Consider the following 19,269-nt stretch of genomic DNA (forward strand, 5'->3'; position numbering starts at 1 on the left):
GCGAGGCGCTGACGAATGACTGCCTGCATCCTCCGTATCGTGCTGGATACGCCGCTGAACGCGGTGTTCGATTACCGCTGGCCTTGCGCTCCCTCAGAAGAACCGCAAACCGGGCAATTGGCCGTGGTGCCTTTCGGCCGGCGCGAGGTGGTGGGACTCATTGTCGAGGTGCTGCATGAAACGGATGTGCCGCCGGAAAAGCTCAAGGACGCGCTGGCCGTGCGCAGCCAGCTGAGTCCGCTTTCCCCAACCTGGCTGGCGCTGGCGGGCTTTGCCGCCGACTACTATCAGCGCCCCCTGGGCGAAGTGGCCCTGCCGGGCCTGCCGAAGAACCTGCGCGTGCTGACCACTGTGGCGCTCGACCGCGCCATCAAGAAGCTGGCGAAGCTGGAGGACAGGCACGACGGCAATCCGGTGGACATGCCGGTGCTGAACGCTGCCCAGCAGACGGCGGCGGATTCCATCGGCGGCGCCCAGGGCTTCAGCCCGAAGCTGCTGTATGGCGTGACCGGCAGCGGCAAGACCGAGGTCTATCTGCAGGCCTGCGCCCAGGTGCTGGCGCGCGAGCCGCAGGGGCAGATCCTTATCCTCGTGCCCGAGATCAACCTCACGCCCCAGCTGGAAGCGAACATCCGCGCCCGTTTTCCCGGCGTGATGCTGGCCACGCTGCACAGCAGCCTTTCCGAAGGCGAGCGCCTGCTGCACTGGCTGGCGGCGCACCAGGGGCAGGCGCGCATCGTGCTCGGCACGCGCCTCGCCGTGCTGGCCTCCATGCCGAACCTGAAGCTGATCGTCATCGACGAGGAGCACGACCCCTCCTACAAGCAGCAGGAAGGCCTGCGCTATTCCGCGCGCGACCTCGCCGTGTGGCGCGCCTGGCAGCTGCAGATTCCCATCGTGCTCGGCTCGGCCACGCCATCGCTGGAGACCTGGCACCACGCACTCTCCGGCCGCTACCGCAAGCTGGAGCTGCGGGAACGCGCGGTGAAGCAGGCCACGCTGCCCGCCGTGCGGCTGCTGGACATGGAGCGCGACAAGCCGCGCGACGGCCTCACCTCGCAGCTGGTATCGGCGCTGCGCCTGCGCATGGAGCGCGGCGAACAGTCGCTGCTCTTCCTGAACCGGCGCGGCTACTCGCCCGTGATCTGCTGCGAATCCTGCGGCTGGGTGAGCGACTGCAAGCGCTGCACCTCCTTCATGGTGCTGCACAAGCCTGAGCACCGCCTGCGCTGCCACCATTGCAGCCTGGAGATGCGCATTCCGCGCCACTGCCCCACTTGCGGCAACGTGGACCTGCAGCCAATCGGCCGCGGCACGCAGCGCGTGGAGGAAGGCCTGCAGGCCATGTTCCCGGAAGCGCGCATCCTGCGCATCGACGCCGACTCCACGCGCCGCAAGGGCAGCGCGCAGGAAGCTTTCGATACCGTGCACCGGGGCGAGGTGGATATCCTGATCGGCACGCAGATGGTCGCCAAGGGCCACGACTTCAAGAAGCTCACGCTGGTGGGCATCCTCAATCCCGATACGGCGCTGTTCTCGCAGGATTACCGCGCCAGCGAGCGCCTCTTCGCGCAGCTGATGCAGGTGGCGGGGCGCGCGGGCCGCGCAGCGCAGAAGGAAGGCGGCAGCGCGAGCGAGGTGCTGATCCAGACCCGCTATACGCAGCATCCGCTGTATGCGGCCGTCGTCAATCACGACTACGACCATTTCGCCACCGCCCTGCTGGACGAACGCAGGCAGGCGGGCCTGCCGCCTTACCTGTTCCAGGCCATGCTGCGCGCGGAGGCGCCGGAGCTGGCCACGGCCATCGAGTTCCTGCAGGGTGCGCGCGGCTGTGTGGAGCATCCCGGCATCACCATCAACGATCCCATCCCCATGAGCATGACCCGCGTGCACAACGTGGACCGCGCCCAGCTGCTGGTCGAATCGGCATCGCGGCCCGCCTTGCAGGCCTTCCTGAAGGAGTGGATGGCGGCGCTGCGCGCCATGAAGACGCGCGTGAAGTGGTCGCTCGAAGTGGACCCGCTGGATATCTAAGGCTGCACCAGGTAGCGCCGCGCTGTCGTGATCACCTGTTCGGCGAGGGCGCGGGTGAAGGGGGTATCCAGTTCCCAGGCATGCCAATACAGGGGCACATCGATGTAGGCGCCCGGCGCCAGGTCCACCAGCTGCCCCTGCGACAGCGCATGCGCCGCCTGCAGGTAGGGCAGCAGGCCGTAGGCCAGGCCGCCGAACAGGGTATCGTTGAGGGCCGTGGACAGGGGCAGGGTGTGATGGGGGAAGGCGCCTTCGAACGCCAGGTGTTCGCGCAGGAAGCTTCTCATGAGTTCACGGTCGTGCACCACCGAGGGCGCCAGGGGCACGGCTTCGCGCATGAAGCCGTCGCCGAACCAGTGGCCCGCGAACACGGGCGTCGCCACGCAGACGTAGCGCATTGCGCCCAGGGGCATGGACGACGCGCCCTTGGCCTCGGCAACCGGTCCGGCAGCCACGCAGCCGAAGACGCCGCCCTCGCGCAGCAGGTGGCGCGCCGCGCCGTCCTCCAGGGAGCGCACGTCCAGCTGGCAGCGCGGCGGGGAGAGCAGGGGCGGCAGGGCCAGGGGGAACCAGGTGGCCAGGCTGGCGGCATCCACCGCCACGGAAATCTCGGGCATGCTGACCACGTTGCCCAGGTCGATGTCCAGGGACGCTTCCATCAGCTTCACGCTGCGGTAATGGGAAATCAGGCGCTGGCCCAGGCCGGTGGGCACGGCGGGCGAACCCCGCACGATGAGCAGCCGGCCCGCGGCATCCTCCAGGGCCTTGATGCGCTGGGATACGGCGGGCTGGCTGATGCCGAGCGCCGAAGCCGCCTTGTCGAAACTGCCGTGGCTGGCCACTGCATCCAGGACCGCCAGGGCCCGGTAATCGAGATTTTCCATAAGTTAAGCTTATAGAAATCAAAATGGATAAGCAAGGCTAATGCAATCGTGCGGCCGCCCGCAGCCACCTGCTCAAGCGTGTAGACTCGCTGCATGAACGAACTCCATTGCGATGTCGCCGTCATCGGCGCAGGTTCCGCAGGGCTGACGGCTTACCGCGCCGCCCATGCAGCGGGCAAACGCGTGCTGCTGATCGAAGGCGGCCCCTACGGCACCACCTGCGCCCGCGTCGGCTGCATGCCGAGCAAGCTCCTCATTGCAGCGGCCGAGGCGGCGCATGTGGCGTCCACGGCGGACGGCTTCGGCGTCCATGCCTCGCCAGTGCGCATCGATGGCGAAGCCGTGATGGCGCGGATGCGCAGCGAACGGGACCGCTTCGTCGGCTTCGTGCTGGAAGGCGTGGACGATATTCCCGCCGGGGACAAGCTGCGCGGCTACGCCCGCTTCACCGCCCCGGACCGGCTCATGGTGGGCGACCACACGGTCGTGCATGCTTCCCGCATCGTGATCGCCACCGGCTCCTCGCCCATCGTGCCCGAGGAATGGCGCAAGGCGGGCCCCAACGTCATCAGCAGCGACGCCGTCTTCGACTGGACCAACTTGCCGGAGTCGGTGGCCGTGATCGGCACCGGGGTGATCGGGCTGGAGCTGGGCCAGGCCCTGCACCGGCTGGGCGTGCGCGTCGCCATCGTGGCGCGCGGAAGCAGCGTGGCCCAGCTGGGCGACCCCGAAGTGCTGGCCAATGCGCGCGGCGTGCTGGCCGAGGAGCTGGACCTGCGCTTCCAGACCCAGGTGGTGAGCATTGTGGCCGACAGCGGGCAGCTGGCGCTGACCACGCGCGACGGCGAAGGCAAGGAGCGCCGCGAGCATTTCCAGTATGTGCTGTCCGCCATCGGCCGCGAGCCGAACGTGCATGCGCTGGGGCTGGAGAACGCCGGCATCGAGCGCGACCGCCGGGGCGTGCCCTTGTACGACCCGCACACCATGCAGTGCGGAACGAGCGCCATCTTCATCGCGGGCGATGCCAGCGACGAGCTGCCCCTGCTGGGGGAAGCGGCCGACCAGGGCCGCATCGCGGGCCACAACGCCGCGCACTTCCCCGATGTGCAGCCCGGCCTGCGCCGCATCCCGCTCACCATCGCCTTCACCGAGCCGAATATCGCCACCCTGGGCGCGGGCTACAAGGCCCTGTGCAGCAGCCACAAGGGCGGTTTCGCCGTGGGACAGGTGTCCTTCGCCAACCAGGGCCGCAGCCGCGTCATGCGGCAGAACCGGGGCATGCTGCGCGTCTACGGCGAATACGGCAGCGGCCGTTTCCTGGGCGCGGAAATGATCGGGCCGCGCGGCGAGCACATCGGCCACCTCCTTTCCTGGGCCGTCCAGGCGGGGCTGACGGTAAAGGCCATGCTCGATATGCCTTTCTACCACCCCGTGGTGGAGGAGGGCGTGCGCACCGCCCTGCGCGACCTGGACCAGCAGCTGGCCAAGCCGCCCGGCAGCCGCCCCGATTGTCCCGACTGCACACCGGGCGACTGACGCAAATACAACATCCTGTCCTGCACAGTTGAAATTCTGCAATAGTCCATTAAAGTTTTGCTATAGACTCTTGACTCTTGGCAATAAGTTGCTCACAGAAGGCAACTATGCTGCGCAGAACAACGGGGCGGCACATGGGCATCAGGCGACTGACACACGGCGATATCCGCGAGGGCGAGACCCTGGCGTGGGACGTCTATGGGGAGAACGGCGCCCTGCTCGTGCGCAAGGGGCACCGCCTGGCCAACGAATCCCAGGTGGATAACCTGGTGGCGCGCGGCTTCATCGAAGACCACAGCATGCCTTCCGACCGCGCGCCCGCCGCGCCCGAACCCGTATCCGCCCTTCGCCTGCTGAACCGCGCCGCGGCCCAGCTCGCCCCCGTGCTGCAGGGCCTGGCCAGCGGGGGCAGCGGCGTGCAGCCCCTGCTGGAAGAGATTGCCAACCTGGTCATGGAAGCGGTCGAGGTGAGCGACGAAGTGGCGGCCGCCTCCGTATTGCACAACCAGCGCCACACGCCTTACCGCGTGCGCCATTGCGTCGATACGGCCGTGGTGGCGCTCATTGCCGCGCGGGCGCTGAAGCGCGACCCCGCCGAAATGCGCAGCATGGTGCTGGCGGCCCTGACCATGAACATCGGTATGTTCCACCTGCCGGAACAGGGCGAGCTGAGCGAGGAAGAACAGGGCGTATTGCAGGCCCATCCCAACCTCGGCGCCGGCCTGCTGCGCGCGGCCGGCATCGAAGACGAAACCTGGCTGCGCTGCGTGCAGACCCACCACGAGAACGAGGACGGCACCGGCTATCCGGCCGGTCTGAAGGGGGAGGAGATTCCGGCCCCGGCCAAGCTGCTGGCGCTGGCCGACCGCTACTGCGCCCGGGTGGTGGACCGCCCCAGGCGGCGCGCCATGCTGCCCAACCTGGCCTTGCGCGATATCCTGCTGGAAGCGCGCCATGCGCTCGATGCGCAGATGGGGGCGGTGCTGATCCGGGAGCTGGGCGTCTATCCCATCGGCACCTTCGTGCGCCTGCAGAACGGGGAGATCGGGGTGGTATGGCGGCGCGGCAGCAATTCCACCACGCCGCGCGTGCTCTCCATGATCGGACCGCGCGGCGCGCCGCTCGAAACCTTCCTTCAGCGCGATACGCGCGTCGAAATGAACAGCATCCGCGAAGTGCTCAGCGCCGATCAGGCGCAGATCGATCTGCGCATGGATACGGCCTGGGGCCGCGCCGCCGCCGTTTAATTCAGCATCGAGTCGAGCCTGCCCTGTTCGGCCAGGTCGCGCAGCACGCGGATGGTGTCGATGTCCGATTCCTGGTAGGCCGAACGGCGGAAGTCATCGTACATCTTGTTGGCTTCGTCCGTCGCGGCGTCGTGGCCGTCGTCGTACTCGAAGCGCACATACAGGCGCTCCGGCTGGGGAGCCTCGATGGTCATCACCAGGCTGGACTTGCTGATGTCGCCCTGGGCCGCCACCTCGACCCGCACCCGGTGCGGATATTCCAGCACCACGCGGTCGTCGATCACCAGGTTGCCATAACGCTGGCGGCGGCTGAAACCGGCCTCGCTGCGGTCGGCGATGGTGCATTCGTCCAGATGGGGCACGAAGAGCTTGGGCGATTCCGCCCGCAGCACCAGGCCGCGCCACAGCTGCTCGTGGCTGATGGTGTCGATCAGCGGGTTGAGCGGATCGTTGATTTCAATGAGGTGCTCGAATTTCATAGTGCGCTCTTGGCTTGTCTCTCCCGGATACCACTATATTCTGCCGCGAGCCGAAATATCAATGCTTGTCGCGATACAATGGACGGCTGAGTTGCCCCATCCTGCCTGAAATCATGTCCAATGCACCACAATTTGGCCTCAACGGGCCGCAAAGCGAAGCCGTGCTCTATCTCGACGGTCCCGCCCTTGTGCTGGCGGGCGCGGGCTCGGGCAAGACGCGCGTCATCACCCAGAAGATCACCCACCTCATCGAGGACCGGGGCTACGACCCGCGCACCATCGCCGCGCTGACCTTCACCAACAAGGCGGCCCTGGAGATGCAGGAAAGGGTGGGCAAGATGCTCAAGCAGCCGCGCCAGGCCAAGCTGCTCACCGTGTCCACCTTCCACTCCCTGGGCGTGAAGATCCTGCGCCAGGAGGCCAACCACCTCGGCCTGAAGGACCGCTTCTCCATCATGGACAGCGACGACTGCTATTCCCTGGTGCAGGACCTGGCCATCACCACGGACAAGCAGCTGATCCGCGGCATCCAGAACGATATCTCGCTGTGGAAGAACGGCCTGGTGACGCCGGAAGAGGCGCTGCGCAACGCCCAGAGCGAGGACGAGGCGCAGTCGGCGCGCATCTACGCCAGCTACGTCGCTACCCTGGCCGCCTACCAGGCCGTGGACTTCGATGACCTGATCCGCCTGCCGGTGGAGCTGTTCCGCAGCGTGGAAACGGTGCGCGACAAATGGCAGCGCCGGCTGCGCTACCTGCTGGTGGACGAATACCAGGACACCAACACCTGCCAGTACGAGCTGGTGAAGCTGATGGTGACGGGCCTGGGCAAGAAGCCCATGTTCACCGCCGTGGGCGACGACGACCAGGCCATCTACGCCTGGCGCGGCGCCACCATCGAGAACCTGCGCAACCTGCAGGTGGACTTCCCCGACCTGAAGCTGATCAAGCTGGAACAGAACTACCGCTCCACCACGCGCATCCTGCAGGCGGCCAATGCTGTCATCTCGAACAACCCCAAGCTGTTCGAGAAGGCGCTGTGGTCCGAGCACGGGCTGGGGGAACCGATCAAGGTGCACGCCATGGCGAACGACGAGCAGGAGGCCGAGCAGGTGGCCATCATGATCTCGGCCGACCATTTCGAGCGCAAGAACAAGTGGTCGGACTATGCGATTCTCTATCGCGGCAACCACCAGGCACGCGTGATCGAACAGGCGCTGCGCAACCAGCGCATCCCCTACACCATCTCCGGTGGCCAGAGCTTCTTCGACAAGGCGGAGATCAAGGACATCATTGCCTATCTGCGCCTGCTGGCCAACCAGGACGACGATCCGGCCTTCATCCGCGCCGTGACCACGCCGCGCCGGGGCATCGGCCAGTCCACGCTGGAGGTGCTGGGAGCTTTCTCCGGCCAGTGGCAATGCTCGCTGTTCGAGGCCGTGTTCAAGGGCGGCATCGAAGCGAAGCTGAACGACCGCCAGCTCAAGCCCCTGCGCGACTTCTGCAACTTCATCAACGCCCTGGAATCGCGCGCCAGCCGTCCCGGCCCTTCGGGCAGCGGCGACAATGCGGCGCAGGTGCTGGACGACCTGATGGAGGCGATCAACTACGAGCACTACCTGTACGACTCCTTCGAGGAGCGTGCGGCGCAGAGCAAGTGGCAGAACGTGCTGGACTTCACCAACTGGCTGAAGGACCGGGGCCGCGGCGGCAAGGACCGCGAAGGCGAAGAGCGCAATGTGCTGGAGCTGACCCAGATGGTGGCGCTCATGTCCATGCTGGAGGGGAAGGACGAAGATCCGGATGCGATCCGCATGTCCACCCTGCACGCATCGAAGGGGCTGGAATATCCGCACGTTTTCCTGGTCGGCGTCGAAGAAGGCATCCTGCCGCACAAGGGCGATCCCGATGCGCCGGTCGAAACGCTGGCCCAGCGCATCGAGGAGGAGCGGCGCCTCATGTACGTGGGCATCACGCGCGCCCAGCGCACCTTGCAGCTCACGTGGTGCAAAAAGCGCAAGCGCGCCGGCGAGCATGTGCACTGCGACGTATCGCGCTTCATCGCGGAGATGCAGCTGGATGTGGGCGACGCGCCGCCCAAGGAATCTGAGGTGTTAACGCCACGCGAACGCCTGGCGCGCATGAAAGAACTGCTTTCCGCTCCCAGAAGTTAAGTGTCTGGTGCTACGATGGGTTACGCCATCCGGCGCCATAAAAAAAGTCACTGGGAGAATTTGAATGATTGCACTTTCTGCACGCAGCCTGCTGCTTGCCGGCCTCCTGGCCGGCGCTTCCTTCACTGCCTCCGCAGTGGAAACCGTCACCAAGCCCGAAGCCGAGACCATGGTGCGCAAGGCCGTCGCCTACCTCAAGGCCCATGGCCGCGAGAACACCTTCGCTGAAGTGAACAAGAAGGACGGCCAGTTCGTGGACCGCGATCTCTATATCGTGGTCTACGGCCTGGATGCCACCGTTCACGCCCATGGCGCCAACGCGCGCATGGTCGGCAAGAACCTCATGGAGATCAAGGACGTGGACGGCAAGGCCTTCGTCAAGGAACGCGTCACCATGGCGCAGAAGAAGGTGCCGTTCTGGCAGGAGTACAAATTCACCAACCCGGTCAGCGGGAAGATCGAGCCGAAGGCCATGTACTGCATTCCGGAAGAGGATCTCGTGGTGTGCGGCGGCGTCTATCTGAAGTAAGATGCGGGGCCGCACCGTCCGGTGCGGCCAATTCGCGGAGAACACGCAGTGAGCAGTGAAGACCGTTTCATCGACATCGAAATCAAGCTGGCGCACCAGGAAGACATGGTCGAATCCCTGAACCAGCGCATCTACGAACAGCAAAAGCAGATCGACAAGCTGGAATCCATGCTGCATGCCCTGGCCGAACATATGCGCACGCGCGACGCGTCGCAGCAGCCGATCAACGAGCGTCCGCCGCATTACTGAGCTGTATCAATCCGGCGCCGCGCCGCGCATCTACACTGGCTGAATGGACAGGCTCGCCCGGGCCTGCCGTTCGCCCGGATGCGCCATGTCCCGATCCCTGCCCGCCAGCGCCGCAGCCAGCATCTCCCTCCGCAGCGGCATCGCCTTCATCCTGGTGGGAGGCTGCGCCACCGCGCTTCACTACCTGACCGCCTTCGCCTGCGTGGTCCTGTTTGCCGTGCCGGTGCTTGCCGCATCCGGCATTGGTTTCGTGCTGAGCGCCGCCGCCAACTACCTGGCCAACGCCCGCTTCACCTTCCGTAGCGCCGCCGCCCACCGCAGCGCCGCTCCACGCTTCGCCATTGTGGCGTGCAGCGGGCTGGCGCTGAACAGCATTCTCCTCGCGCAGGGCATGGCCGCAGGACTGGGCGCCGTACCCGCGCAGATCCTCGCCACCATTGGAGTCCTGATATGGAACTACTTGGCCAGCGCACTCTGGACCTTCCGCCGCCGCAGGCAGTAAGGGATTGTCCAAGACTCAGCCTCGTCCTCCCCTGCTTCAACGAGGAAGAAGTGCTGCCGGAAACGGCGCGCCAGCTCTCGGCCCTGGTGCAGCGGCTGCTGGCCGAAGGCAGCATCGCGCCCGGCAGCGCCATCTGCTTCGTGGACGACGGCAGCAGCGACCGCACCTGGGTCCGCATCTCCCAGCTGGCCGAGGACTATCCCGCTCTCTGCGGCATCAAGCTCAGTGCCAACCGGGGACACCAGAACGCCCTCCTGTGCGGCCTGCTGACCGCGCCCGGCGACGTGCTGGTGAGCCTGGACGCGGACCTGCAGGACGATCTGCGCGCCATCCCGGCCATGCTCAAGGCCTACCGCGAGGGCAGCGACATTGTGTTCGGAGTGCGCAGCAGCCGCGTGAAGGACAGCTTCTTCAAGCGGGCCACGGCGCAAGGCTACTACCGCCTGCTGGCCGCGCTGGGCGTGCGCATCGTCTACAACCACGCCGACTACCGGCTCATGAGCCGCCGCGCCCTGGAGGCGCTGCGCGAATACGGCGAAACCCATCTCTTCCTGCGCGGGCTGGTCCTGCAGCTTGGCTTCCGCACGGCCACCGTGCCGTACGAACGGGCTGCGCGCTTCGCAGGCACGTCGAAATATCCGCTGGCGAAGATGCTGGCGCTGGCATGGCAGGGCGTCACCTCATTCTCCGCCTATCCCCTGCGCCTGATCACCGGTGCGGGAGCCATCGTTTCCGCGGGCAGCATCGGGCTGGCCGCGTGGGCGCTGGCGATCCGCCTATTCACCGACCAGGCCCTGCCCGGCTGGGCTTCTGTCGTTATTCCGATGTACTTCCTGGGCGGTATCCAGCTGCTGGGGCTTGGCGTCATCGGCGAATACCTCGCAAAGGTCTACGAAGCGTCCAAGCAGCGGCCCCGCTTCCACGTCGAGAAGCTGTGCGGCCGCACCTTCGAGCGCGGCGGGGAGCGATGAGGCACGCGCTGCCCGCAGGGCTGCTCTCGCTGCTGGCGCTCTATCTGTTCCTGAGCGCTCCCACCAATGCGGACTTCTGGTGGTACGACGCATCGCGCCATGCCATGAACGGCGTCTTCCTGCGCGACCTGCTCCTCGAAGGCGGCTGGCGCGCGCCCATCGATTTCGCCCGCGCCTACTATGCGCAGTACCCGGCCATCAACGTCGGCTTCTATCCCCCGTTCTTCTATCTCAGCTCCGTGCCCTTGCTGGCGCTGTTCGGCGCCAGCCACGCCGTGTCGCAGGCCGCTGTGGCGCTGTATGCGCTGCTCGCAGGGCTCGGCGCCTACGCCCTGTGCCGCCGCGCCATGGACCGGGGCGCGGCGCTGGCCGCCGCCGCCATCCTCCTCACCTTCCCGGCCACGGCCCTGTGGGCACGGCAGGTGCAGCTCGATGTTCCGGCGCTGGCCCTGCTGCTTGCGGGGGCCGCCTGCCTGGCTGCCCACCTTGAAGATGGCGCCATGCGATGGCTGTGGGCAGCGGCAGCCTTCCTCGGGCTGGCCGTGCTCACGCGCGTGCAGGCCATGCTTGCCTTGCCCCTGCTTCTGTATCTTCTGCTGCGCCCCTATCCCGGAAGGCCGCCGCTCAAGCGCCGGCTGGCGGCCGTGGCGCTCGCGGCTGTGCTCGCGGCGCCCGCCTTCGCCATGGCGCTCTGGTTCAGCATGGAGAATCAGGCGCTGGCGACGGCGACCCCGGGCATGCCTGCGCTGGCAAGCTTCGAGAACTGGACGTGGTATGCCGCACGTCTGCCGCAGGCGCTTGGCTGGCCCGCCGCTGCCTTCATCGCCTGCTGCCTGCCCCTGGTCCTGGCGCGCAGGAGCATGGCGCCGGCGATGCGCGTGGGCTGGCTGATGGCGGGCGTGGCCTGGCTCTTCTACACCGTCGTATCGAACAAGGACCCGCGCTTCAACCTGCCGGGCTACGCCTTCCTTTTCCTCGCCGTGGCGATGACGGCATGGTCCTGCAAGCCCGCGCTGGCCAGGGCTTCGCTCTGGCTGCTGCTCGCCGTTCAGCTCGCGCAGCTCGCCATGGCCGCCGTGCCCGTTGCGGCGGGCTATGCGGATGCGGCAAGGGCGGTGCAGGCCGCCGCCCCGAAAAAAGCGACGGTGCTGGTCTCGGCGCATCGCGACGGCAGCTTCATCTACGCCCTGCGCACGCTCGGCCAGCGCCGCGACATCGGTGTGCGGCGGGCGGACAAGCTCTTTGTGGATATCACGATCATGCGCGAACTGGGCATCCGCGACCGTGGGCTGGACCGCCATGCCATCCTCGCCCTGCTGGACAAGGAAAAGGTGGATATTCTCGTCGTCCAGCCGGGCTATCTGGGCGACCAGCCTACAATGCGCGAGTTCGAAGCGCTGCTGGCCGACCGCAGCCTGTTTGCGCCCATCGCCGCAATTCCCCTGAGCGGCCAGCTTGACCGGAGCGAACGGCAGCTGCTCCTTTTCCGCCGCCTTCATCGCCCATAGTTACCCTTCATCCGCCAATTTAGCCCATTCGTCGGAAACCGCTGCCGCGCGCGGGGCGCTTGCATAGAATGGCGCTCTCGCTGACTTCAGGAGCCGACATGAAAGCCCTCTTCTTCGCTGGCTGCCTCGCGGCCGCAGGCGGCGCAGTGGCCAGCCCCTGCCTCGAACGCCTCGTACCCTATGGCGCGGCCATTCCCGCGCCCGAATACCGCCTGGAGCTGGGCGGCCTCGTTTATCTGGGTGCGCAGCATTCCTCCGATCCCGGAGAAGCGCAGTTTGCCGACATCGAGAAGCGCTGGAATGCCATGAAACCGGATGTGGCCTTCTACGAAGGCCCCAATCGCCCGGTCCCCGCGAACCGTGAAGAAGCTATCCGGCAGACGGGGGAATCCGGCTTCGTGCGCTATCTGGCCGCACGGGACGGCGTGGCGCTGGCGAGGCTGGAACCGGAGCCGAAAGACGAAGCGGCCTGGCTGCTCCAGCGCTTCACGCCGGAGCAGGTCAGTCTTTTCTACACTTTGCGCGAGGCGGCCCGCCTGCGCGAGCGGCGCAGTATGGACGAAGAGGCCATCACCATGGCCATTGGCCAGATGCTGGAACGTGCCGCGGGCATGGGTCTTCCCATCTCTTTCCGCAGCACAGCCGAGGTGGCGGCGGCCTACCGGCGCTACTGGACCGAGCCGGCGCAATGGTGGCAGGCGCCCTCGCGCTGGTTCGATCCCAGGGCCCGTTCGGCCGATACCGGCGGCATCTTCACCAACGAGGTCAATGCGCAGTCCAGCGCCTTCCGCAACGTGAATATGGTGAACCGTCTTTCCGCCGCCGTACGGGAAGGGAAAAAGGTGTTTGCCGTAGTGGGCCGCGACCATGTGTCGCATCAGGCCGACGCGCTGCGCTGCAGCATCGCCACACCCTGATCTCCCTGCTATGATCGTGCGTTCGCGTGCCGCCGCTACAGGCGGCATTCCCTTTGGCCTTGAACGGAACCCACGATATGACTTCTGTACGAATGCTCGCCGTCGCCGCTGCCCTGAGCATGGCGTTCGCTCCGCTGTCCCAGGCCGCGCCCGCCGCCGCCAATCCCTTCTTCACGCAAAGCCCGCTGCCTCTGCAGTACCCCGTGTTCGACAAGATCCGCAACGAGCACTTCGCGCCGGCCTTCAAGAAGGGCATGGAGCAGGAGCTGAAGGAAATCGCGGCCATCGCCAACAATCCGAAGCCCGCCACTTTCGAGAACACCATCGTGGCCATGGAACGCAGCGGACGCCTGCTGCACCGTGTGTACACCACTTTCAGCAACCTGCAGGGCGCCAACACCAACGATGCGCTGGATGCCATCGACCGCGAGATGTCGCCCAAACTGGCAGCGCACAGCGACGCCATCCACCTGAATGCGAAGCTGTTCAAGCGCGTCCAGAGCCTCTACGACAAGCGCGATACGCTGGGCCTCGATCCGGAATCCGCCTACCTGCTGGAGCGCTACCACATCGATTTCGTACGCGCGGGCGCGAAGCTGAACGCGGCGGACAAGGAAAAGCTCAAGGCCCTGAACGCGCAGATTGCCACCCTGCAGACCACCTTCACGCAGAACGTGCTGAAGGAAACGAATGCTTCCGCCCTGATCGTGGACAGCCGCGAGGAGCTGGCCGGTCTTCCCGATGCCGCCATCGATGCCGCCGCAGCAGCGGCCAAGGAGCGCGGCATGGAAGGCAAGTACGCCCTGGCGCTGATGAACACTTCCGGCCAGCCGCCGCTGGCGGAGCTGAGCAATCCCGCCGTGCGCGCACGCCTGATGAAGGCATCCCTCGAGCGCGGCAGCCATGGCGGTGAGTTCGACAACCGCGAGGTGGTGCGCAAGCTCGCCACGCTGCGCGCAGAACAGGCCGCGCTGCTGGGCTACGAGAACTACGCCGCCTACTCGCTGGAAGACCAGACGGCCAAGACGCCGGCCAACGTCAACAAGCTGCTCGCCGAACTGGCCAAGCCCGCAGTGGACAACGCCCGCCGTGAAGGAGCGGACCTGGAAGCGGTCGCCGGAAAGCCCATCGCCGCCGCCGACTGGAGCATCTACACCGACAAGGTGCGCGCCCAGCGCTACGCTTTCGACGAGAAGCAGATCAAGCCCTACTTCGAACTGGACCGCGTGCTGAAGGACGGCGTCTTCTTCGCCGCCACCAAGCTGTATGGCATCACCTTCAAGGAGCGCAAGGACCTGCCGGTTTATAACCCGGACGTGCGCGTCTTCGATGTCTTCGATACCGATGGCAAGCAATTGGCCATCTTCATCGCCGACATGTACGCCCGCAGCAACAAGCAGGGCGGGGCATGGATGAACGAGTACGTGTCCCAATCGAAGCTGCTCGGCACCAAGCCCGTGGTGGCGAACCACCTGAACATCCCCAAGCCTCCTGCAGGCGAACCGACCCTGCTGACCTTCGACGAAGTGAAGACGGCCTTCCACGAATTCGGCCACGCGCTGCATGGCATGTTCTCGGACGTGAAGTACCCTCGCTTCGCCGGTCCGAGCGTGCCGCGCGACTTCGTCGAGTATCCGTCGCAGGTGAACGAGATGTGGGCCGTGTGGCCGGAGGTGCTGGAGAACTACGCGCGCCACTACAAGACGGGCGAGCCGATGCCGAAGGCGCTGCTGGACAAGATCATGGCCTCGCGCAAATTCAACCAGGGCTTCGCCACCACCGAATACCTGGCAGCCTCCTTGCTCGACCAGCGCTGGCACCAGCTCAAGCCTTCCCGGGTTCCGTCCGACGTGCTGGCCTTCGAGGCTGCCGCGCTGAAGGACGCGGGCGTGGATTACGCCCTGGTGCCGCCGCGCTACCGCACCACCTACTTCTCCCACGCCTTCTCCGGCGGCTATTCGGCGGGCTACTACGCCTACCTGTGGTCCGAAAAGCTCGACGCGGACAGCGTGGAATGGTTCAAGGAAAACGGCGGCCTGCTGCGCAAGAACGGCGACTGGTTCCGCAAGACCCTGCTGTCGCGCGGCGGGACGGCGGACGCCATGAAGCTGTTCCAGGACTTCCGCGGCCGCGATGCCGTCATCGAACCCTTGCTCGAACGCCGCGGCCTGAACGGCAAATAAGGAGAGAGACCATGTACCGTCCACAAATCCTCATCATCGCGGCCAGCCTGGCCGTGGCGGGCATCGTGCATGCCGCGCCTTCCGCGCCAGTGCTCGCGGAATCGAACCCCTTCGCCAAGGCCAGCACCCTGCCTTTCCAGTACCCGGTGTTCGACCGCATTCATGACGAAGACTATGGTCCCGCCTTCGATGCAGGCATCCGCGAGCAGGCGGCCGAGGTGCAGGCCATCGCCAACAACAAGGCCGCGCCCACTTTCGACAACACCATCGTCGCCCTGGAACGCAGCGGCACGCTGCTGACCCGCGTATCGAATGTGTTCTTCAACCTGTCCGGCACCAACACCAACCCCGCCATGCAGCAGCTGGACCGCGACCTGGCGCCGAAGCTGGCAGCGCACAGCGATGCGATGCGCCTGAACGGCAAGCTGTATGCGCGCATCAAGGCCCTGTACGACAAGCGCGACAAGCTGGGCCTCGACCCCGAGTCGAAGTACCTGCTGGAGCGCTATCACACCGACTTCGTGCGCGCGGGCGCGAAGCTGTCGGAGGCGAACAAGAAGAAGCTGAAGGCCTACAACGCCGAACTGGCGGCCCTGCAGACGAACTTCGCGCAGAACGTGCTGAACGAGTCGAACGACTCCGCCCTTATTGTGGACACGCGCGAAGAGCTGGCGGGCATGCCGGACAAGGCCATCGATGCCGCCGCCGCCAACGCCAAGGCGCGCGGCCTGGAAGGGAAGTTCGCCATCCCCATCGTGAACACCACGGGCCAGGCTTCGCTGGAAGTACTGACCAACCGCACGACGCGCGAGCGCCTGCTGCAGGCCTCGATGGGGCGCGGCAGCCGCGGCGGCCCTTACGACAACCGCGAACTGGTGCTGAAGCTGGCCAAGCTGCGCGCGGAACGCGCCCAGCTGCTGGGCTACAGCAGCCACGCGGCCTACACGCTGGAAGACCAGACCGCGCACGACACCGCGGCCGTGAACAAGCTCCTGGCCGAATTCGCCCGCCCCGCCGTTGCCAATGCGCGCAAGGAGGCGGCCGACATCCAGAAGCTGATCGACGCCGAGAAAGGCGGCGCGCCGCTGGGCGCTGCCGACTGGTCCTTCTACACCGACAAGGTGCGCCAGGCGCGCTACGCCTTCGACCAGAACCAGATCCGGCCCTACTTCGAGTTGAACAGCGTGCTGCAGAACGGCGTCTTCTTCGCCGCCAACAAGGTCTATGGCCTCAGTTTCAAGGAGCGCAAGGACCTGCCGGTGTATAACCCGGACGTGAGGGTCTTCGACGTCTTCGACGCCGACGGCAGCCAGCTCGCCATCTTCATCGCCGACTTCTACGCCCGCAGCAACAAGCGCGGCGGCGCATGGATGAACGCTTACGTGTCGCAGTCGAAGCTCACAGGCGCGAAGCCGGTAATCGCCAATCACCTGAACATCCCCAAGCCCGCCGATGGCGAGCCCACGCTGATGACCTACGACGAGGTGCGCACCATGTTCCACGAGTTCGGCCATGCCCTGCACGGCATGTTCTCGGACGTGAAATATCCGCGCTTCTCCGGCACCCGCGTGCCGCGCGACTATGTCGAATTCCCCTCACAGGTGAACGAGATGTGGGCCGTGTGGCCTGAAGTGCTGAACAACTACGCCAGGCATTACCAGACGGGCGCGCCGATGCCGAAGGAGCTGCTGGACAAGGTGCTCGCGTCCGGCAAGTTCAACGAGGGCTTCCGCACCACCGAGTATCTGGCGGCCTCCATCCTGGACCAGCGCTGGCACCAGCTGGGCGCGAACCAGATCCCGGGCGACGTGCTGGCCTTCGAAGCCGCCGCGCTGAAGGACGCGGGCGTGGACTTCGCGCCCGTGCCGCCGCGCTACCGCACCACCTACTTCTCCCACGTGTTCTCCAGCGGCTATTCGGCGGGCTACTACGGCTACCTGTGGGCCGAGAAGCTCGACGCGGACGCCGTGGAATGGTTCAAGGAGAACGGGGGCATGCTGCGCCAGAACGGCGACCGCTTCCGCAAGATGCTGCTCGCGCGCGGCGGCACCATGGATGCGATGCAGATGTACCGCGACTTCCGCGGCCGCGATGCGCGCATCGAGCCGCTGCTGGAACGGCGCGGCCTCACCGGGCAATAAAGGCTTGACCTGTCCAATGTAGACAGGTTTATGCTGGATGCATGAACGATGAAGACTTCCTGCGCCAGCTCGGCGACTGCACGCTGCCTCCGCAGCATTTCAACCATCTCGGCCATGTGCGGCTGGCATGGCTCAACCTGCGCCGCCGGCCTTTCGGGCAGGCGGTGCAGCACACTTGCGGAACCATCCGCAACTACGCCACCCACCTGGGCGCGTCCGGCAAGTTCCACTGCACCGTGACCACGGCCCTCGTGCACCTGCTGCGCGAGGCGGGCGCCTGCCGTCCCGATCTCGATTGGGAGGGCTTCCTGTGCGAGGCCGCGCCCCTGCTGGCGGATGCGCGCGGCAGGCTGTCCCTGCACTATTCCGAGGGCGTTCTCGCCAGCGAGGCTGCGCGCCAGGCCTTCGTGCCGCCGGACCGGGCGCCCCTGCCATGAGCGCTTCCTACAGCGTGGGCCGGATGGCGCGGCGCGCGGGCATCTCGCGCACCACGCTGCTGTACTACGAAAGCCTCGGCCTCGTGGCGCCCGCGCGCACTGCGGCGGGCTACCGGCGCTACAGCGAAGAGGATGCGCAGCGCCTGGAACGCATCCGCGGCTACCGCGCCACGGGCCTCAGCCTGGAAGCGGTGGCGGCCCTGATCGACGAGGCGCAAACGCCCTCCCTGCTGCAGCAGCGCCTGCGCGAGATCCACCTGGAGATCGCCCGCCTGCGCGAACAGCAGGCCGTGCTGGAAAGGATGCTGGGGCAGGCCGGTGCGGAGCCGATGAACAAGGAGCGCTGGACCGCCCTGCAGCGCGCGGCGGGCGTGGACGATGCGGCCATGGCCCGCTGGCACGCCCTGTTCGAACGCCAGGCGCCCCAGGCCCATGAGGACTTCCTCTGCTCGCTCGGCCTGGACGGGGACGAGATTGCGCGCATTCGTGGCTGGGCACGCGGAATCGGTGTATAAGTTCGTCTGTAGCCACTTTCACAAGGGGACGACACGATGGACAATAATCTGAAAGAGTCGCTGCGCAATCTGCACCGCAGCCTGGCCAATGCCGGCCCGGTGGACGAGGAGTTGCAGGAGCTGCTGCGCCAGCTCGATGAAGATATCCGCCAGCTGCTGGAACAGCGCGCCGCCGATACGGAAGAAGCGACCACCACCTACGGACTGGCCGAACGCACCCAGGAAATCTCCGCCCGCTTCGCGGCCCGCCATCCCTCGCTCGAACCGACGCTGCGCGAGCTGGGCCGCATCCTGGGCAATATGGGCATCTGACAGAGGAACCGGGCCCCGGCCAGAGGGTAGCCGGCGCCCGGTTGGCTGGCGTCAGGGAAACGCCAGCATGGGCGGCTCTTCGCCGCCAAAGCTGAAGTCGGGATGCCGCGCAGCGATCATCTCTTCAATCTCGCGGATGCGCCGCAGTGGAACATCCACCATCATCAGCACTTCGCCGTTCTGGATACGGTCGGCGTATTTTTCGAGTTTCTTGTTCGGGATGGCGCAGGCATTCATGCCGGAGGCCCAGGCCCCGAACAGCGCGCCGCCCAGCGCCATGAGCAGGATGGCGGCGGTGCGCATGGTCAGCCCCTCGGGCGGCATCAGCACCAGCAGCACGCCGGCAAGGAAACCCACGATGCCCCCGATCACCACGCCCAGCTGGGCGCCATGGATCAGGTCGGTTTTGATGACGAAACTGCAGTCCGGCATGTCTTTCGGCAAAGTGCCTTCGCGCGCCATGAAGTGGATGTGGCGCTCTTCGATGCGTGCCAGCAAGAGCTCATCGAGCATGGCGCGGGCGGCGGGAATATTCGGTAGAACGTAATAGACTCTGCGGCGCATGATGGTCTCCCCCTGGGCTATTTTATCGTTATAGCAAAAGACCCGCCGAATGCAATGCCGCCTCCCAAGTTATTGAAAAATAAA

At 66.1% G+C, this 19,269-nt stretch carries 18 protein-coding genes; 15 read left to right on the forward strand and 3 right to left on the reverse strand.

Annotated elements, in window-relative coordinates:
* Positions 1–15 precede the first annotated feature (15 nt).
* Entirely contained in the window at positions 16–2,037 is a 2,022-nt protein-coding gene (locus LSQ66_RS22750) for a primosomal protein N' (RefSeq protein WP_231767443.1), read from the forward strand.
* Here LSQ66_RS22750 and LSQ66_RS22755 read toward each other — a convergent pair.
* Positions 2,034–2,921 carry an ArgP/LysG family DNA-binding transcriptional regulator gene (locus LSQ66_RS22755; RefSeq protein ID WP_231767444.1) on the reverse strand — a complete coding sequence of 296 codons (888 nt, stop codon included), beginning with the start codon at positions 2,919–2,921 and terminating at the stop codon, positions 2,034–2,036. The two genes, LSQ66_RS22750 and LSQ66_RS22755, sit on opposite strands and share 4 nt — an antisense overlap.
* Positions 2,922–3,014: 93 nt before the next feature.
* Between LSQ66_RS22755 and LSQ66_RS22760 the strand changes: the two genes are divergently transcribed.
* Together LSQ66_RS22760 and LSQ66_RS22765 are read left to right on the forward strand one after the other, a co-directional pair.
* A complete protein-coding gene (locus tag LSQ66_RS22760; RefSeq protein WP_231767445.1) occupies positions 3,015–4,457 on the forward strand; it encodes a dihydrolipoyl dehydrogenase in 1,443 nt (480 codons plus the stop codon).
* Positions 4,458–4,591: 134 nt separating this feature from the next.
* Entirely contained in the window at positions 4,592–5,704 is a 1,113-nt protein-coding gene (locus tag LSQ66_RS22765) for an HD-GYP domain-containing protein (protein WP_231767446.1), read from the forward strand.
* Here LSQ66_RS22765 and LSQ66_RS22770 read toward each other — a convergent pair.
* On the reverse strand, positions 5,701–6,183 hold the full coding sequence (locus LSQ66_RS22770; RefSeq protein WP_231767447.1) for an SRPBCC family protein: 483 nt from the start codon (positions 6,181–6,183) through the stop codon (positions 5,701–5,703). The genes LSQ66_RS22765 and LSQ66_RS22770 overlap by 4 nt on opposite strands.
* Before the next feature lie 113 nt (positions 6,184–6,296).
* On the opposite strand from LSQ66_RS22770, the gene LSQ66_RS22775 reads away from it, so the two are divergent.
* The 12 genes from LSQ66_RS22775 to LSQ66_RS22830 all read left to right on the forward strand — a co-directional run bounded on the left by LSQ66_RS22775 (position 6,297) and on the right by LSQ66_RS22830 (position 18,621).
* Positions 6,297–8,357, forward strand: coding sequence for a UvrD-helicase domain-containing protein (locus LSQ66_RS22775; RefSeq protein WP_231767448.1), 2,061 nt, complete (start codon positions 6,297–6,299; stop codon positions 8,355–8,357).
* 64 nt (positions 8,358–8,421) lie between these two features.
* Positions 8,422–8,886, forward strand: coding sequence for a cache domain-containing protein (locus LSQ66_RS22780; RefSeq protein WP_231767449.1), 465 nt, complete (start codon positions 8,422–8,424; stop codon positions 8,884–8,886).
* Positions 8,887–8,934: 48 nt separating this feature from the next.
* Positions 8,935–9,135, forward strand: coding sequence for a SlyX family protein (locus LSQ66_RS22785; RefSeq protein WP_231767450.1), 201 nt, complete (start codon positions 8,935–8,937; stop codon positions 9,133–9,135).
* 85 nt (positions 9,136–9,220) lie between these two features.
* On the forward strand, positions 9,221–9,637 hold the full coding sequence (locus LSQ66_RS22790) for a GtrA family protein (protein WP_231767451.1): 417 nt from the start codon (positions 9,221–9,223) through the stop codon (positions 9,635–9,637).
* Positions 9,586–10,608: a glycosyltransferase family 2 protein gene (locus LSQ66_RS22795; protein ID WP_231767452.1), complete on the forward strand. Its 1,023-nt coding sequence runs from the start codon at positions 9,586–9,588 to the stop codon at positions 10,606–10,608. The genes LSQ66_RS22790 and LSQ66_RS22795 overlap by 52 nt, the downstream gene beginning before the upstream one ends.
* The gene (locus LSQ66_RS22800; protein WP_231767453.1) at positions 10,605–12,116 is read left to right on the forward strand and encodes a glycosyltransferase family 39 protein; all 1,512 of its coding nucleotides are present in this window, start codon (positions 10,605–10,607) and stop codon (positions 12,114–12,116) included. Before LSQ66_RS22795 ends, LSQ66_RS22800 begins: the two co-directional genes overlap by 4 nt.
* 98 nt (positions 12,117–12,214) lie before the next feature.
* Positions 12,215–13,033 carry a hypothetical protein gene (locus tag LSQ66_RS22805; RefSeq protein ID WP_231767454.1) on the forward strand — a complete coding sequence of 273 codons (819 nt, stop codon included), beginning with the start codon at positions 12,215–12,217 and terminating at the stop codon, positions 13,031–13,033.
* A 77-nt stretch (positions 13,034–13,110) separates the two neighbouring features.
* Positions 13,111–15,216 (forward strand): M3 family metallopeptidase, encoded by a 2,106-nt coding sequence (locus LSQ66_RS22810; protein WP_231767455.1) that lies wholly within the window; start codon positions 13,111–13,113, stop codon positions 15,214–15,216.
* Between the two features lie 11 nt (positions 15,217–15,227).
* The gene (locus tag LSQ66_RS22815; RefSeq protein ID WP_231767456.1) at positions 15,228–17,357 is read left to right on the forward strand and encodes a M3 family metallopeptidase; all 2,130 of its coding nucleotides are present in this window, start codon (positions 15,228–15,230) and stop codon (positions 17,355–17,357) included.
* Between the two features lie 41 nt (positions 17,358–17,398).
* The gene (locus tag LSQ66_RS22820; RefSeq protein ID WP_231767457.1) at positions 17,399–17,794 is read left to right on the forward strand and encodes a hypothetical protein; all 396 of its coding nucleotides are present in this window, start codon (positions 17,399–17,401) and stop codon (positions 17,792–17,794) included.
* Complete coding sequence (locus LSQ66_RS22825) at positions 17,791–18,309, forward strand: MerR family transcriptional regulator (RefSeq protein WP_231767458.1); 519 nt, start codon at positions 17,791–17,793, stop codon at positions 18,307–18,309. The genes LSQ66_RS22820 and LSQ66_RS22825 overlap by 4 nt, the downstream gene beginning before the upstream one ends.
* A 36-nt stretch (positions 18,310–18,345) precedes the next feature.
* On the forward strand, positions 18,346–18,621 hold the full coding sequence (locus tag LSQ66_RS22830) for a DUF4404 family protein (RefSeq protein ID WP_231767459.1): 276 nt from the start codon (positions 18,346–18,348) through the stop codon (positions 18,619–18,621).
* Positions 18,622–18,672: 51 nt separating this feature from the next.
* Here the strand turns inward: LSQ66_RS22830 and LSQ66_RS22835 are convergent, their stop codons facing one another.
* Entirely contained in the window at positions 18,673–19,185 is a 513-nt protein-coding gene (locus LSQ66_RS22835; protein ID WP_231767460.1) for a DUF1269 domain-containing protein, read from the reverse strand.
* Positions 19,186–19,269: the final 84 nt, after the last annotated feature.

Source organism: Massilia endophytica (assembly GCF_021165955.1).
In the GTDB taxonomy this organism is placed as follows: domain Bacteria; phylum Pseudomonadota; class Gammaproteobacteria; order Burkholderiales; family Burkholderiaceae_D; genus Rugamonas; species Rugamonas endophytica.